The organism is Alteromonas sp. AWQ4_252, from assembly GCF_056158205.1.
In genome coordinates this window covers 202,530-218,201 of record NZ_JBSWSV010000001.1, presented here as the reverse complement: position 1 = coordinate 218,201, position 15,672 = coordinate 202,530, and the positions used below count along the sequence as shown (strand labels likewise).

At 49.6% G+C, this 15,672-nt stretch carries 13 protein-coding genes; 8 read left to right on the top strand and 5 right to left on the bottom strand.

Annotated elements, in window-relative coordinates; all coding sequences use genetic code 11:
- Positions 1 to 17 precede the first annotated feature (17 nt).
- From ACXACM_RS00985 to ACXACM_RS00965, 5 genes are all read left to right on the top strand, one after another.
- The gene (locus ACXACM_RS00985) at positions 18 to 1,616 is read left to right on the top strand and encodes an AbgT family transporter (protein WP_474819184.1); all 1,599 of its coding nucleotides are present in this window, start codon (positions 18 to 20) and stop codon (positions 1,614 to 1,616) included.
- 222 nt (positions 1,617 to 1,838) lie between these two features.
- Positions 1,839 to 2,918: a ferrochelatase gene (gene hemH / locus ACXACM_RS00980; RefSeq protein ID WP_474819182.1), complete on the top strand. Its 1,080-nt coding sequence runs from the start codon at positions 1,839 to 1,841 to the stop codon at positions 2,916 to 2,918.
- A 1-nt stretch (position 2,919) separates the two neighbouring features.
- On the top strand, positions 2,920 to 3,342 hold the full coding sequence (locus ACXACM_RS00975) for a DUF4112 domain-containing protein (RefSeq protein WP_474819180.1): 423 nt from the start codon (positions 2,920 to 2,922) through the stop codon (positions 3,340 to 3,342).
- Between the two features lie 100 nt (positions 3,343 to 3,442).
- Positions 3,443 to 5,083, top strand: a complete 1,641-nt coding sequence (locus ACXACM_RS00970; protein ID WP_474819178.1) for an acetolactate synthase large subunit — start codon at positions 3,443 to 3,445, stop codon at positions 5,081 to 5,083.
- 11 nt (positions 5,084 to 5,094) lie between these two features.
- Positions 5,095 to 6,522, top strand: a complete 1,428-nt coding sequence (locus tag ACXACM_RS00965) for an aldehyde dehydrogenase family protein (RefSeq protein WP_474819177.1) — start codon at positions 5,095 to 5,097, stop codon at positions 6,520 to 6,522.
- 21 nt (positions 6,523 to 6,543) lie between these two features.
- Here ACXACM_RS00965 and ACXACM_RS00960 read toward each other — a convergent pair whose 3' ends face one another.
- Positions 6,544 to 6,909, bottom strand: a complete 366-nt coding sequence (locus ACXACM_RS00960) for a DUF2237 family protein (protein WP_474819176.1) — start codon at positions 6,907 to 6,909, stop codon at positions 6,544 to 6,546.
- A 92-nt stretch (positions 6,910 to 7,001) separates the two neighbouring features.
- Here ACXACM_RS00960 and ubiG point away from each other — a divergent pair, with 92 nt between their 5' ends.
- The gene (gene ubiG / locus ACXACM_RS00955; RefSeq protein WP_474819174.1) at positions 7,002 to 7,766 is read left to right on the top strand and encodes a bifunctional 2-polyprenyl-6-hydroxyphenol methylase/3-demethylubiquinol 3-O-methyltransferase UbiG; all 765 of its coding nucleotides are present in this window, start codon (positions 7,002 to 7,004) and stop codon (positions 7,764 to 7,766) included.
- Between the two features lie 26 nt (positions 7,767 to 7,792).
- Here the strand turns inward: ubiG and ACXACM_RS00950 are convergent, their stop codons facing one another.
- Both ACXACM_RS00950 and ACXACM_RS00945 read right to left on the bottom strand, forming a co-directional pair.
- The gene (locus ACXACM_RS00950; protein ID WP_474819173.1) at positions 7,793 to 9,385 is read right to left on the bottom strand and encodes a cisplatin damage response ATP-dependent DNA ligase; all 1,593 of its coding nucleotides are present in this window, start codon (positions 9,383 to 9,385) and stop codon (positions 7,793 to 7,795) included.
- Complete coding sequence (locus ACXACM_RS00945) at positions 9,385 to 10,392, bottom strand: ligase-associated DNA damage response exonuclease (protein ID WP_474819171.1); 1,008 nt, start codon at positions 10,390 to 10,392, stop codon at positions 9,385 to 9,387. The genes ACXACM_RS00950 and ACXACM_RS00945 overlap by 1 nt, the downstream gene beginning before the upstream one ends.
- Before the next feature lie 169 nt (positions 10,393 to 10,561).
- Between ACXACM_RS00945 and ACXACM_RS00940 the strand changes: the two genes are divergently transcribed.
- Both ACXACM_RS00940 and pdeM read left to right on the top strand, forming a co-directional pair.
- Positions 10,562 to 13,015, top strand: coding sequence for a ligase-associated DNA damage response DEXH box helicase (locus ACXACM_RS00940; protein ID WP_474819170.1), 2,454 nt, complete (start codon positions 10,562 to 10,564; stop codon positions 13,013 to 13,015).
- Positions 13,002 to 13,721 carry a ligase-associated DNA damage response endonuclease PdeM gene (gene pdeM, locus ACXACM_RS00935; RefSeq protein ID WP_474819169.1) on the top strand — a complete coding sequence of 240 codons (720 nt, stop codon included), beginning with the start codon at positions 13,002 to 13,004 and terminating at the stop codon, positions 13,719 to 13,721. The genes ACXACM_RS00940 and pdeM overlap by 14 nt, the downstream gene beginning before the upstream one ends.
- On the opposite strand, the gene ACXACM_RS00930 is transcribed toward pdeM, so the two are convergent.
- Entirely contained in the window at positions 13,702 to 14,595 is an 894-nt protein-coding gene (locus ACXACM_RS00930) for a carbon-nitrogen hydrolase (RefSeq protein ID WP_474819167.1), read from the bottom strand. The two genes, pdeM and ACXACM_RS00930, sit on opposite strands and share 20 nt — an antisense overlap.
- Positions 14,588 to 15,658 carry an agmatine deiminase family protein gene (locus tag ACXACM_RS00925; protein ID WP_474819166.1) on the bottom strand — a complete coding sequence of 357 codons (1,071 nt, stop codon included), beginning with the start codon at positions 15,656 to 15,658 and terminating at the stop codon, positions 14,588 to 14,590. Before ACXACM_RS00925 ends, ACXACM_RS00930 begins: the two co-directional genes overlap by 8 nt.
- Positions 15,659 to 15,672: the final 14 nt, after the last annotated feature.

The following is a 15,672-nucleotide window of genomic DNA, read 5'->3' as shown; positions in this document are numbered from 1 at the left end:
AACGACAGAGGTTCACCGTGAGTACCAATCAATCTCAGGCGCCGTCATCCAATGACGCAGCGCAGAGTGGATGGTTTGCGCGCTTTTTAGCTACCGTAGAGTGGCTAGGGAATTTGCTACCCCATCCAATCACACTATTTGCGCTTTTATCTGTTTTCATCGTTGTATTAAGCGGTGTTCTAGGCTATTTCGATATTGCTGTGGCAGACCCACGCCCTGAAGGCGCCAAAGGGCGAGAGGCTGACGGCATGATTGAAGTCATATCACTGATGAGCGCTGAAGGTTTACAACGCATCGTTACCGGGCTGGTCACTAATTTCACTAGCTTTGCTCCCTTAGGGACAGTGCTGGTTGCGCTGCTCGGTGTATCTGTTGCTGAGCATTCGGGAATGTTATCTGCACTTATGCGTTCAATGGTTATGGGGGCACCGAAACGGGTAGTGACATTTGCTATTGTCTTTTCGGGTATTTTGTCGAACACCGCCTCTGAATTAGGCTATGTGGTACTCATTCCTTTAGCTGCAATGATCTTTCACTCTTTAGGAAGGCACCCGTTAGCGGGTTTGGCCGCTGCCTTCGCTGGCGTATCGGCAGGCTATAGCGCAAATCTACTATTAGGTACTGTTGACCCGTTGTTATCCGGGATTACTGAAGCCGCGGCTCATATGATTGACCCAGGTTACACAGTGGGGCCAGAAGTGAATTGGTATTTTATGTTTATCAGCACGTTTATTATTGCCCTCATGGGCACGCTGGTGACGGAAAAAGTCGTTGAGCCCCGCCTGGGTGTGTACAACGAAAATGACGCCTCTGTTCCCTTGGATAATCAATCTATGGACGCGCCAACAGCACTGGAAAAGAAAGGGCTGGTTATGGCTGGTATCGCATTTGTGGTGGTATGCGCAGTGTTGGCCCTTACCGTGGTGCCGGAGAACGGTCCGTTGCGCAATCCAGACACAGGCGGTGTAACTGGCTCTCCGTTTTTAAAAGGCATCGTCGCGTTTATTTTCATTACCTTTGCCATCCCGGGCTTTGTCTACGGCCGGGTGGTGGGCTCGATGAAAAACGACCGCGATATTATCAATGCCATGTCTAAGAGTATGGGGTCCATGGGCTTGTACATCACACTGGTGTTCTTCGCTGCCCAGTTTGTTGCATTTTTCAAATGGACAAACCTAGGTACGTTTCTCGCGGTAAAAGGGGCAGCATTGTTGCAGTCAGCCGGGTTAGACGGTCCGTCTGTATTTATATTGTTTATTCTTATGTGTGGTATGGTCAATTTGTCGTTGGGCAGTGCTTCAGCGCAATGGGCGGTAACCGCTCCTATTTTTGTACCTATGTTGATGCTGCTAGGTTATGCACCAGAGGTTATTCAAGCGGCATATCGAATTGGCGACTCGGTAACCAACGTGATATCGCCTATGATGAGCTACTTCGGACTTATTCTGGCAATGGCGGCCCGTTATCGCAAAGACGTCGGCATGGGAACACTTATAGCCATGATGTTGCCGTATTCGATGGTGTTTATTGTCGGCTGGACTATTCTGTTTTTCGTCTGGGTATTCTTGTTGGGGATGCCAGTTGGACCAGGAGCTGCTACCTACTATCAACCTTAAATTACTTTGTGCCAGCAGGACTTCGTCTGCTGGCACATTTTCTGTCCTTCCTGTTTCATCGCTATACCCGAACAATCCAATCGAATTTAAAACACCAGCATTTGGATCAATCCTGCGGTTTAACCAGTATACTATTATCATTAATCACTAATTTTGAGACTATGCGAAAGTTACCCGTGTTGTTCTCATTTAAGGTGTCATTTTGTTTCAGGTAGAAGTGGTATGAAATATAAGAACAGCAATTATTTTACGCATGGACAAGCAGATAAAATCGGTGTGCTGGTAACCAACTTGGGAACCCCTCAAGCGCCCACGAAGCAAGCGTTAAAGCCTTATTTACGAGAGTTTTTATCCGACCCCAGGGTGGTAGAAGTGCCGCGATTGTTATGGTGGATGATCCTCAATGGCGTGATCCTGAATATCAGACCTAAACGTTCTGCCCAGGCCTACGCTACTGTATGGACTGACGAAGGCTCGCCACTACTGGCTATCACACGCAAGCAGAAAAACGCTATTGCAGCGCGCTGCCGAGCCGAATACGGCGATAATGTGGTGGTTGATTTTGCCATGCGATATGGCCAACCTGCCGTATCGGATGTCATCGACAATATGTTATCCCAGGGCGTGCGAAAGTTAGTGGTGCTGCCTTTGTATCCACAATATTGCGCATCCACCACTGCGTCGACATTTGATGCGGTTGCTGCTGATTTTACCCACCGACGCTGGATGCCCGAGTTGCGCTTCATCACACATTATCACGACAATCCTGCTTACATAGCTGCATTAGCAAACAGTGTTCGGGAACACTGGGCTAAGGAAGGTCGGGCCGACAAACTCATTATGTCCTATCACGGTATACCAAAGCGGTATCTAACCAATGGCGACCCGTATCATTGTGAGTGTTACAAAACTTCGCGATTGGTGGGGGAAGCGCTGGGTCTGTCTGCTGATGAGTATATGACAACCTTTCAATCGCGATTTGGTCGTGAAGAATGGCTAAAACCTTATACCGATGAGACTTTAAAAGGGCTGCCAGGACAAGGTGTCAGGTCTGTTCAGGTCATGTGTCCCGGTTTTTCAGCCGATTGCCTGGAAACTATTGAAGAAATAGGTGAAGAGAACAGAGAGTATTTTGTCGAGGCGGGAGGCGAGCGCTACGAATACATCCCCGCACTTAATGACGGCGCAGAACACATTGAGATGTTATTTGATTTGATTAAAACCAATCTCCACGGCTGGACGATTCAACCTGATATAGCTGGCCGTGAACAACGAGCTAAAGCGCTGGGAGCAGACCGCTAATATGAATAACGACAGTGAGTTTAAAGCACCAGAAGCTCTGACCAAAGCACAGGCGTGGGCAAATGCGCTCGATACTGCAGTGAAGATTCCTTTTGTGCCTTTGCGTATTGGTCTTGACTCACTTGTCGGCCTTATTCCAGGTGCTGGTGATGCGCTTATGCTGCTTGCGGGGTTGCGCATCATCTTGCTCGGGAAATCAATGGGCATGCCGAAGGCACTTATTTCGAGCATGATGCGAAATACGCTCATAGACTTTGTGCTTGGCTTTATTCCTATCGTGGGTGATATAGCTGATGTGTTTTACAAATCGAACCGAAGCAATGTACGTATCATGGAAAAGTGGTGGGTGAGTAATAACAAGCACAACGTGGACAAAAATACCGCAGAAAAGCTTAAAAATTGGGAAAGCCAGTTACCTGACTAAACCGTCATTCGTCTGAAAACTGACATTGTTGTAATCGCATTTTGGTTAAGCGCCGTAGCACTCCTAACACAACCACAAACGTTGAGGAGCGCGATACGCAATGAAAGCATCTGATCTCTTCGTGAGAGCCCTTGAAGCAGAAGGGGTTGAATACATATTTGGTATTCCGGGGGAAGAAAACCTCGACTTACTGGAATCTTTACGAACATCCTCTATTAAGTTGATCCTCACCAGACACGAACAAGGCGCAGGCTTTATGGCGGCCACCTATGGCAGGTTGACTGGCAAAGTTGGCGTGTGCTTGTCTACGTTAGGTCCTGGAGCAACGAACCTGGTTACGCCAGCGGCTTATGCACAACTGGGTGCGATGCCCATGTTGATGATAACCGGGCAAAAGCCAATCAAAACCAGTAAACAAGGGCGGTTTCAGGTTATTGATGTGGTCGATATGATGCGCCCTATCACCAAATACACCAGTCAAATTGTCAGCGGTGATCGAATACCCTCTGTGGTGAGAGAAGCGTTTCGCATTGCCTCAGAAGAACGCCCCGGTGCAGTTCACATCGAATTACCTGAAGACATTGCGGCAGAGAAAACCAGTGCACCGCTTTTATCACCCAGCTACACCCGACGCCCCATTGCTGAATACAAAGCCATTGCTGCAGCCGTTGATATGATTGAGTCAGCCAGCTCGCCTTTGTTATTGATAGGGGCTGGCGCGAATCGCAAGCTAACTGCCAAAATGCTGCGAGAGTTCGTAGATAAAACCGGTATTCCCTTTGTTACCACGCAAATGGGGAAAGGCGTATTAAATGAAAGTGATCCGTTATTTGCAGGCAACACGGCTCTCTCAGACGGAGATTTCGTTCATCGCGCTATCAGCAGGGCCGATTTGATCATCAATGTCGGGCATGATGTGGTAGAGAAACCGCCATTCTTTATGCATGACGATGGCAAGAAAGTCATACATATTAATTTTGATGCTGCCGCTGTAGACCCCGTGTATTTTCCACAGTTAGAAGTCGTCGGCGATATTGCCAACAGCGTGTGGCAAATTAAAGAAGCTATTACACCTCAAAAAGACTGGAAGCTTAATTTCTACAAAGATGTACATGATGCTTACGTCGCACACCGCGGCGAAGCGGAGGATGACGGACGGTTCCCTGTATTACCGGAGCGTTTTGTCAGAGACGTGCGAAAAGCGCTACCAGAGGACGGTATAGTCACCCTGGACAACGGGGTATATAAGATTTGGTTTGCCAGGAATTATCCGGCCTACCATCCCAATACCCTGTTGCTGGATAATGCTCTGGCATCAATGGGCGCAGGGCTGCCATCAGCCATTGCGGCCAAGCTCGTACACCCTGAAAAACAGGTGATAAGCGTGTGCGGTGACGGCGGCTTTATGATGAATAGTCAGGAGCTGGAAACGGCTGTTCGCCTGGGGCTTCACCTTACGGTAATTGTGCTAAGAGATGATGCTTACGGCATGATTAAATGGAAGCAGGCGCATATGGATTTTGACAATTTTGGTCTTGATTATGGCAACCCCGACTTAGTTCAATATGCTAACAGCTATGGCGCGTCAGGCTGGCGTATTGCCTCAACCGATGAACTGGGGGAAACCATTGAACATTGCCTTAACACTCCGGGGGTGCATCTTATCGATTGCCCCGTTGATTACAGTATGAATGACAAAACGCTGAACCACACCATTCGCGAACTCAGTAAACAATTATAAGGAGTCTTTTTATGTTGAAAGACAGCTATCCCTACTATTTGGCCAGTAAACCCGTTTACGCAAACGAAGATTTAGTCGTGACGAACAAGTATACCGGAGAGCCTGCGACGCGCGTGGCAAAAGCTGACGCTGATACCATCGATAAAGCGATTCAGGCAGCCGAAGATGCCCAGCCAGCCATGACTGCATTAAAACCTTATGAGCGCAAAGCGGTACTGGATCACTGTGTTGCACGGTTCACTGAACGCAAAGACGAACTGGCACAAGCTTTGTGTATTGAAGCGGGTAAACCTATTAAAGATGCCGAAGGTGAGGTTACAAGACTCATTGATACCTTCCGGATTGCAGCAGAAGAGAGCGTGCGCATTGAAGGTGAAGTACTGAATCTGGAAATCTCGGCCAGAGCCAGTGGTTATCAGGGAATGACAAAACAAGTGCCTATTGGTCCTTGCTCGTTCATTTCGCCTTTTAACTTTCCACTGAATTTGGCTGCGCACAAGGTGGCTCCGGCCATTGCGGCAGGCTGCACCTTTGTACTTAAACCGGCCTCGCGTACACCCATAGGTGCGTTAATCATTGGTGAAGTGTTAGCAGAAACTGACCTGCCGGAAGGGGCGTTTTCTATTTTGCCCTGTAGTCGTGACGGTGCTGATTTGTTCACCACAGACGAGCGATTAAAACTATTGAGCTTTACCGGCTCCCCCGATGTTGGCTGGGCGCTTAAAGCCAAAGCCGGAAAGAAACCCGTAGTACTTGAATTGGGCGGTAATGCAGCGTGTATCGTCGATGAAGACGCGGACATAGACGATGCCATCGAACGCATTATCATTGGTGCTTATTATCAGTCCGGGCAAAGTTGTATCAGTGTTCAGCGTATATTGCTTCACGATAAAATCTACGATGTATTTCGCGAGAAATTTGTTAAGCGGGTTTCATCTTTAGTTTCCGGAGACCCTGCCGATGAAAATACCTTCATCGGGCCAATGATTTCCGAGTCAGAAGCTGAGCGACTGGAGGGGTGGATCAGCAAAGCCCATGAAGCGGGAGGCACGATTTTATGTGGTGGAACGCGAAATGGTGCCATGCTGGAGGCCACGGTAATGGAAAATGTACCCGCGTCTTGTGATGCGAGCGCAGAAGAAGCCTTTGGGCCGTTGTCAGTGCTCATGAAGTTCAGCGATTTTGACGACGCCCTCAAAGAAGTGAATAACAGTCGGTACGGCTTGCAAGCCGGCATATTTACCCGCGATTTGTACAAAGCGCATAAAGCTTGGGACGTATTAGACGTGGGTGGTGTTGTGATTGGCGATGTGCCAAGTTGGCGCGTAGACAACATGCCTTACGGCGGCGTCAAAGATTCTGGCCTTGGCCGGGAGGGCATTCGCTATGCTATCAAAGACATGACGGAGACCCGTTTGATGGTGATCCGCACGCCTTAACAGCGAGGCAAAAAAGCGCGTTTACAACGCGTCCAGTGCGTACATCTCAAGGGTTTCCAATGGGATGACATCAAGGGCTTTTTGATGGGTTGCCGCCAGATTAACTCTGGGGGCAACGCCAGCACGATAAGCCTCTAACCATCTTGCGGCACATAAACACCACTTGTCACCGGGCTTAAGTCCTTCAAAGGCAAGTTCGGGGCGGGGTGTGACTAAATCATTGCCCTGGTCTACTGAGTAAGCCAAAAAGGGCTCATCGACTACCGCACAAACACTGTGATTGCCAACATCTGATGCAGGGACATAGCAAAACCCCTCCCGGGTAAACCCGGTATTTCCACAGCACAGCTGTAACGGCCGGCCATACACATTTTTTTCATTTGCCATAAAGCGGAACTCTGTTTTTCAACGTAATAAAACAAACGTATCGCAAAAAGCAACGCAGGCACAGCGCCAATTACTATTATGTGGAGAATGTAATGCTTGATAAAAGCCAGTTATCAGACCCAGTTTCATCTGCAAACGTCAGTGAGGATGAGATCGCACGGTTTGATGCCCTCGCCGAGAGCTGGTGGGATCCAAACGGTAAATATAAAACCGCATTGGCTTTTAACGCGGCGCGGGTCGAGCATATTGTTTCTGCCATTAACAAACACTTTAAACCCCATGGGGCAGCCGACAAGTTGTTTAATGGGTTGTCTGTCTTGGATGTTGGCAGTGGCGGGGGATTAATCTGCGAGCCATTGGCGGTACGCGGTGCAGAGGTAACTGGTATCGACGCCAGTGCGGTGAGTGTAGAAGTGGCCAAACGGCACGCACAGCAGCGAAATTTACAGGTTAATTATCATCACAGCCTGGCTGCAGACTGGGCACGAAAAGGGGAAACATACGATGTGGTCATCAATGCTGAGGTGGTAGAACACGTGCCGGATCAATACGCCCTGATACAAGATTGCGCCGCCATGGTGAAGCCTGGAGGCCTGCTCATTTTAGCAACTATAAATCGCACACTAAAAAGCTATTTGGTTGCCATTGTTGGCGCTGAATACATCATGCGCTATTTGCCTGTTGGTACCCATGATTGGCGTAAATTTGTAACGCCAAAAGAAATGGACGAGTGGGTGGGCACGTCGTTTGTTCGTAAAAGTCAGTGTGGATTTGCCCTTAACCCCATGAACAATCAATGGCGACAGACGTCTTCTGTGTCAGTCAATTATTTGTGTTGCTATAAGCACAGCGCGTAGTTAACACTCGATAGCGTAAAACGCTGCTAATCGCCTTGGCTTGCTTCTATCATCGATTTTACCGTGTCCAGAGTGTCGGCTTCGACAGCGGGCTTGTCCCACCTGATGCGGTGGATACGAGGGAAGCGCAACGCCACGCCCGATTTGTGACGCCCCGACGGGTGTACGGCATCGAAAGCAACTTCCACGACCAGTTCCTTTTTTACTTCTTTCACCGGGCCAAATCGGCCGGTAGTGTGACGCCTAACCCAATTATCTAACTTTTTGAGTTCCTCATCGGTAAAGCCGGAGTACGCTTTTCCAATGGGCAGCAGAGTATCGTCTTGCCATGCACCGAAAGTAAAGTCGGAGTAATAGCTGGAACGCTTTCCATGACCCCGTTGGGCGTACATGATAACCGCGTCTACCAACAAGGGATCTCGCTTCCACTTATACCACTGTCCTTTTGGTCTGCCGGGTGTGTACAGGCTATCTTTGCGCTTAAGCATTAACCCTTCCACCGCGATATCTTCGCACACCTGGTGATGCAGAGCATAAAGAGCGGCTGTTGAGTCTGGACTAAAGCAGGTTGATAAATGCAAACGTGGAGATGGGCGTTTCCCGAAGAATTGCTCTAGTGCCTGACGACGTGCAGATAAGGGCAAATCGGAAAGAGATTGCCCCTCTAAAGACAGAACATCGTACACGACCATGGCCGCGGGTAAGGCTTGCATGAGTTTTTTCGTAGGACGTTTTTTGTTTAGGCGCTGTTGCAACTGATTAAAGGTGTCTACTTCCTTGTCGTGCATGATCAGTAGTTCGCCGTCCAGCACACCCATATGTTCAATGGTGTCGAGTAAATCTGGAAAACCGTGGCTAATGTCGTCGCCAGTGCGACTAAACAGTGCTTTGCCGTTTGGTTTGGACACGAGCTGCACCCGTATGCCATCGAGTTTGGGTTCAATTTGCCAGGCAGTGGGGTCGATGCTGTCTCGCGTCTCGTCGTCGATAGGATGAGCCAGCATGACCGGATGGAAGGTGACTTCGCCTGAAATATCTGGCTTTTCCCCCTTACCGTCAAGCCAGCTTAGTAACCCGGTGTAAGGCGGCGACACACCGTGCCACAGGGCTTCAATTTCATTCACATCCACATTGCCATAGCGGGCGAGAATTTGTTTAATACTGCGTGAAGAAACACCCACACGTAATCCGCGCGTGCCCAGTTTAAGCAGAGCCCAGCGTTGCGCCGCAGTCATACGGTTTAACAATGAAGTAAGCAGCGGTTTAACTTCGGTTTTTTTTGCATTGCTGAAACTTTCGACCAACGCATGTAAACCGGGTAGCGGCGAAGGGTCTTGTACTTCCTCAGTAGACTGCCAAAGGTGGGCAACGGTTTCACTCATCTCGCCAACATAGTCATAACTCAGAGCGAAAAGGGTCTCGTCGACCTGCTCAAGGATCAGTGTTTTGATGGTATTGCGTTTGAAAAAGTCAAACTTGAGCTCACCGGCAATGGCGGCAATGGCCCAGCCTCTGTCCGGGTCGGGCGTTCGTTTCAGATAGTCCTCTATCAGCGCAGCTTTAGCGTTATTACTGCTGGTAAAGTATAACTGTTCTAATAAGTCGCTAAATGCTTCCATTACCCCGTTTCTTCCTCGTCATCGTAGCCAATCATTGACAAGGCCTTTGCTTTAAAGCCCATTTGAGTGGCCTGATAGGTGAGTGCATCCTCCCGGCCGTGAGTCACCCAGACTTCTTTGGGCGATACATCATTGAGGGTTTGAACCAGTTCAGGCCAATCACAGTGATCAGATATGATCAGTGGCAATTCCACCTGTCGTTGCCGGGCGCGAGCGCGTATTTGCATCCAACCTGATGCCATGACGGTTCGCACATTCGGCAAAGAACGGGACCAGCGATCAGCCAGCGCTGAGGGGGGCGCAAGTACAATCTTTCCGGCCAGTGTGCTTTTATCGTCAACCTCTGAAACCGCGATAATGTCGCCCAGTTCAATACCTTGCTGCTGATACAAATCACATAGTTTAAGCAGAGCACCATGTACATAAACGGGTTGGTGATATCCTGCCTCACGCAATGCGATGAGTACTCGCTGACACTTACCCAGTGCGTAGGTACCAACCAGATGACAGCGTTCAGGAAAAACGCGCAACGAGGACAACAGTTTGTCAATTTCTTTACTGATAGGCGGGTGCGTGAAAACTGGCAGTCCGAAAGTGGCCTCGGTGATGAACACATCACATGGCGTAACTTTAAATGGTTCACATGTGGGATCGGGACGGCGTTTGTAATCGCCTGATATCACTAACCGGCTACCACGGTATTCCAGCAACACCTGGCTGGAACCAAGAATGTGACCCGCTGGAAACAGGGTCATAGTAACCGGGTCGTCAGTATCGCCTAATTCAACCGGTGACTCATAAGGTAGCGCTATGGTGTGCTTGGCCATGTCCTCGCCGTAGCGGGTTTTCATGATGGCCAACGTTTGGGCGGTGGCGTACACCTGTTCGTGACCGGCCCGGGCGTGGTCGGCATGACCATGTGTAACCACAGCGTTGTAAACGGGCTGCATTGGGTCAATGTAGAGATCAGCAGGCGCACAATACAGGCCTGGGGGTTCAATCGACATCCAGTTTTCCGGGTGCAACGCTAACTCCCAACAAAATGATAAGTGTCGCACTTATACGAGGTAGTTATATTTTTAGATGACTCTTTCATCACTCCAAAACGACCACGCCGAACCCGAAGGTAAACCACTATGTTCTTTTTTGCGTATTACCAGAAAAACATGAACGGCTATGGCTTCAAGACTTCCAAAACCTTTTTATCAATGGCTTCGTTCCAGGGGATGGTCGCTGCGGGATTATCAGCGCAGTATGCTCAGCGCAGCGCAAGCCAATCATGCCACTTTGCTTATTGCCCCTACTGGCGCAGGTAAGACTTTGTCAGGTTTTTTACCATCGCTGGTCGATTTATACCGGCAACCGCAGAGTGGTTTGCACACCTTATATATTTCGCCATTGAAAGCCCTCACTAACGACGTTCAACGAAACCTGATGGACCCTGTAGAGGCCATGTCTTTATCTGTGACCATAGAAACGCGCACGGGAGATACGCCTTCACATAAGCGGCAGCGTCAGCGTAAAAAGCCCCCAAACATATTACTGACCACGCCGGAATCTTTAATGTTGCTGCTCTCTTACGCAGATGCGCCAACAATTTTTCGCGGTTTGAAAACTGTGATCATCGATGAAATACATAGCTTGGTAACCAACAAGCGCGGGGATTTTACCGCCTTGGCCCTTGCCAGGTTGCAGTCTCTGGCGCCTGACATGCGACGTATCGGTTTGTCAGCTACGGTAGCCGACCCGGCCGCTATTGCAGGCTGGTTGGGTGAAACCGGTACGCCGGCCCACGTTATTGAAGTACCTCACACTGTTAAGCCAAAAATTCGCTTGCTGGATTCCCGCGAGCGTATGCCATTTGGTGGTTTTATGGCGCGTTACGCCATGGCAGAGGTGTACGAAGCTATTTCTGCTGCTAACACTGCTTTGGTGTTCGTGAATACCCGCGCCCAGGCAGAATTAGTGTTTCAGATGTTGTGGGAGGAGAATAAAAGCGGGTTACCCATAGCGCTTTATCACGGCTCGCTGTCAAAAGAGCAGCGGCGAAAAACGGAAGCACTTATGAGCAGCGGCGGGTTGCGGGCCATTGTAAGTACTTCAGCCCTTGAGCTGGGCATAGATTGGGGGGATGTTGATTTAGTTATCCAAATTGGTGCGCCTAAAGGTGTGAGTCGCTTACTTCAACGCATTGGCAGGTCGAATCACAAGCTAAACGAGCCAAGCCAGGCACTTCTGGTTCCTGCTAACCGCTTTGAGGCGGTTGAATGTAAGGCGGCTATGTCGGCCATTGCCACTGGTGAACTCGACGGCGACGCTCTGTTGCCAGGGGCGCTGGATATCTTGCCCCAGTTCATTTTAAATTGCGCGTGTAGCGCGCCTGCGTCTTTTGAAACTATTTATCAGCAAGTGCTTAATGCGCCTCCTTATCAGGGCGTTGAGCGCAATTTGTTTGAGCGACTGTGGCAGTTCACCGTTGACGGAGGTTACGCATTGCGCGCCTATGAGCGGTACAGAAGAATGGAGGAACTGGCTCCAGGTGAGTTTGTGCCTGCTTCAAAACGCGTCATTCAACGACATCGACAAAACATCGGCACCATTGTGGAAGCCGGTAGGCTCAAAGTAAAGCGCATACGCCGTGGAAACCAGGGCAAAATAATCGGCGAAGTAGAAGAATATTTTGCCCAACAATTAGTGCCAGGAGACACCTTCCTGTTTGCAGGGGAAGTGCTCAGGTTCGAAGCCATCAGAGACATGCAATTACACGCCAAACCCACTAAAGGCGGTGAACCCAAAATACCCAGCTATGCCGGTGGACAAATGCCTATGTCAACGTTTTTGGCCGATGGCGTGAGGCACATTCTCGACCGCCCTGAAGCATGGAAGTCGTTACCCAAACAAGTGCAGGAATGGCTTACGTTACAACGTGAGTTCTCTGCTTTGCCAGACAGCAACAAAGTACTGGTTGAGCAATTTCCATATCGCAAGGCAAACTACGTACTGTTTTATACCTTTGAGGGACGAAAAGCCAATCAAACCCTGGGTATGTTGATGACCCGTCGCATGGAAAAACTTAAGTTAAAGCCGCTGAGCTTTTCCGTGACAGATTATGGTTTGTCGGTGTGCTTGCTGGAGAAGGTAAACGAAAGCTTGCTGTCATCTCTGTTTCAACCGGATATTCTGGGTGATGAATTGGAAAATTGGATGTTGCATGCGCCTATGCTAAAACGCTCTTTCCGGCAAGTGGCAGTGGTGAGCGGGCTTACAGAACAGCACTATCACAGCAGCCATAAAACCATGAAGCAGGTAACCTTTTCCACTGATTTAATCTATGACACGCTGCGGGAACACGACCCTGATCATATACTGTTAACGGTAACCCGCAGTGATGCCGAGCGGGAGTTACTCGATTTACAGCGCCTGGCTGATACACTTATTCGCTTTCACGATAAACTACAATTCATTGATTTACCCAAGGTGTCACCAATGGCTATTCCCATCTTGCTTGATGTGCGAAGCGAGCAAGTGAAAGGCGCTGGCGCACATGCCATTATCGAACAAGCGAATTTATATCAGGAAGCTGAAGACATGATGGACGAGATAAAGGCATTGCTTCGTGGCGATAGATGAACACTGGCTAAACGAGGCGGTGAAAACACATCGTGTGCAACCTGTGCGATTTGCTGAACACACGTTTTTGCTCGACGGGCGAGGGGTATTGTATTGTCCAAAGCGTGATGCGCTGGTGGTATCAGATCTACACCTTGAAAAAGGCAGCTATCTCGGACAATTTGCTAACCCCATTCCACATTTTGATAGTTTGTCTACCTTACGCTCGCTTAAATGTATTGTGGACGACTATCGTCCTAAAAGCCTGGTGTGTTTAGGTGACAGCTTTCACGATAAAGGGGCGTTTGAGCGGCTGGCTTCTCAAGAGCGTGAGCTTTTACACGCATTGATAGCGCAATGTGAGCAGTGGTACTGGATAGTTGGCAATCACGACCCGGTGATCCCCAACGAGCTGGGCGGTATGTGTGTAGAATCGGTCAGGTGGCAAAGTGTTGTCTTTCAGCATGAGCCCGAACGCGATTCGGCGTTGTGTCAGGTAGTGGGGCATTATCACCCAAAATGCCGGGCAGTGATTGCCAGGCGACGTTTTAGCGGGCGGTGCTTTGTTCGCAATAACAGGTTAATGATCATGCCCGCGTTTGGGCAATATACCGGTGGTCTGGATATCAATCACGAAGCGCTATTGTCGTGGCTAGCGCCCCGTGAAAGGGAGGTGTTCCTCACCTTTGATAAGAAAATTTACGCGGTTAGTCGCGCCAGCGTTTAGTTAGCTCATCGTAAGCGTCGATACGACGGTCGCGGAAATAAGGCCAGATCCGTTTTACTTTTTCAGTGCGTGCCATATCAAGCTCCACCGACAGGGTTTGTTCTTCATCGGCACTTGCCTGGGCCAGAATTTCACCCTGTGGACCGCTGATAAAGCTTTGACCCCAGAATTGGATCCCAGGGTCACCGTCGACTGGTGACGCCTCAAAGCCGGTTCGGTTAGCCACGATAACAGGCAGTGAGTTAGCCACTGAGTGAGAACGCTGAATGGTTTGCCAAGCGCCGTGCTGACGAGCACGCTCTTCCGGCGTATCTGTCATGTCCCAACCAATTGCAGTTGGGTAGAATAAGATATCGGCGCCCGCCATCGCCATCAACCTGGCCGCTTCCGGGTACCATTGGTCCCAGCACACAAGTACTCCCAATTTACCTACGCTGGTTTGGATTGGCGTGAAACCCATATCACCCGGCGTAAAATAGAATTTCTCATAAAAGCCGGGGTCGTCAGGAATATGCATCTTGCGGTACTTCCCGGCAATCTCGCGGCTTCTGTCAAATACCACAGCGGTATTGTGATACAGGCCTGAGCCACGTTTTTCAAACAAGGATGTGACCAACACAATATTGTGTTTTTCGGCTAATTCGCCAAAAAAGTTCGTGGCTGGACCAGGAATGGGCTCAGCTAAATCGAATGCGTTAGTGTCTTCTTCCTGGCAAAAATACAAGGTGCTATGTAATTCCTGAAGTAAAATACACTCACAGCCTTCTGCAGCCAGTTTTGCCACCTGCTCAGCACTTTTCTGCCAGTTAGTGGCTTTGTCGTTGTCTGCCACAGCCTGTTGAACCAGACCAACTTTCAGTGTTGATTTAGCCATATACCGTTACCCCTTGTTTCAATTGCGTCAGAACGTCATTGCGCAGTGTATTTGTGGGCACTTGCATGGAAATGCAATGCAAGCTGCCGAATTGGCGCACGAGTGGTGCGCAGTCTACCGACACTATCTGGTGGTCAGGGAATGCCTGTTGTGCAACTGATAGCGCCAGTTCGTCTTCTTCTTGCCCATATACGGGAAATAAGACAGACCCATTGCAAATCAAAAAGTTCGCGTAGGAGGCAGGTAATCTGTCGCCATCATCATTAAAAATGCTGGGCAAGGGTAAGCGAAATTGCTTGTGCTCAGGGAGCGCGGCCGCGCATTCGTCACACAGTGCTGTTAGCCCGGCAAAATGCACATCGTCGGGACGGTTGTCAGCAGCCTGGATAACAAGGCCGCTATCTGGCGTAAAACGCACTAACGTATCGATGTGACCGTCTGTGTCGTCACCTTCAAGATGCCCGTGCTCAAACACAGTAAAGTTCGCGCAGCCTAAGGTTTGTGTGAAAGTCTCTTTATAATCTGCAAGGGACATAGCACCGTTTCGCTTCGGATTAAGCAAACACTGGGCGGTAGAAAGTAAATGACCGTGGCCATCTATTTCTAGTGCACCACCTTCTGCAACCACCTGGCTCGACTGAATGGGCAACTGGCATAGGCGTGCTAAATACTGTTGATTGACGTCGTTATCCCGCGATGCGTTGAATTTCTCGCCCCAGCCGTTGAAGGTGAATTCCACGGGTTGGCCAATGGCGTTGTCGGCACTCTCATCACGACAGGTTAAAAACGCGTAGTCGCGGGCCCAGGTGTCATTGTACTTTGCCCCAACAATTAGCACACTAGCCGACCCGTCAAGACGAGCCTCTACGTCAGCGATATCATCAGGGCGGCACAGCAAAATAACACCGGCGTCGGTGGCGTTTACTGCCTTAATTACATTGAGGTAGGTTTGCCGCGTGTCTTCAAGCCAGGGCGCCCAGTCAGTTGCATCGTGAGGCCATGCCAGAATAACAGCGTCAACGGCTTCCCACTCGGGTACGAGTGTAGAAACGGAATTAGTCATGAAGGAATCCACAA

Coding starts and splice junctions, on each gene's coding strand:
- hemH (WP_474819182.1), top strand. CDS start 1,839: ATGAAATATAAGAACAGCAATTATTTTACGCATGGACAAGCAGATAAA.
- ACXACM_RS00975 (WP_474819180.1), top strand. CDS start 2,920: ATGAATAACGACAGTGAGTTTAAAGCACCAGAAGCTCTGACCAAAGCA.
- ACXACM_RS00970 (WP_474819178.1), top strand. CDS start 3,443: ATGAAAGCATCTGATCTCTTCGTGAGAGCCCTTGAAGCAGAAGGGGTT.
- ACXACM_RS00965 (WP_474819177.1), top strand. CDS start 5,095: ATGTTGAAAGACAGCTATCCCTACTATTTGGCCAGTAAACCCGTTTAC.
- ACXACM_RS00960 (WP_474819176.1), bottom strand. CDS start 6,909: ATGGCAAATGAAAAAAATGTGTATGGCCGGCCGTTACAGCTGTGCTGT.
- ubiG (WP_474819174.1), top strand. CDS start 7,002: ATGCTTGATAAAAGCCAGTTATCAGACCCAGTTTCATCTGCAAACGTC.
- ACXACM_RS00950 (WP_474819173.1), bottom strand. CDS start 9,385: ATGGAAGCATTTAGCGACTTATTAGAACAGTTATACTTTACCAGCAGT.
- ACXACM_RS00945 (WP_474819171.1), bottom strand. CDS start 10,392: ATGTCGATTGAACCCCCAGGCCTGTATTGTGCGCCTGCTGATCTCTAC.
- ACXACM_RS00940 (WP_474819170.1), top strand. CDS start 10,562: ATGGCTTCAAGACTTCCAAAACCTTTTTATCAATGGCTTCGTTCCAGG.
- ACXACM_RS00930 (WP_474819167.1), bottom strand. CDS start 14,595: ATGGCTAAATCAACACTGAAAGTTGGTCTGGTTCAACAGGCTGTGGCA.
- ACXACM_RS00925 (WP_474819166.1), bottom strand. CDS start 15,658: ATGACTAATTCCGTTTCTACACTCGTACCCGAGTGGGAAGCCGTTGAC.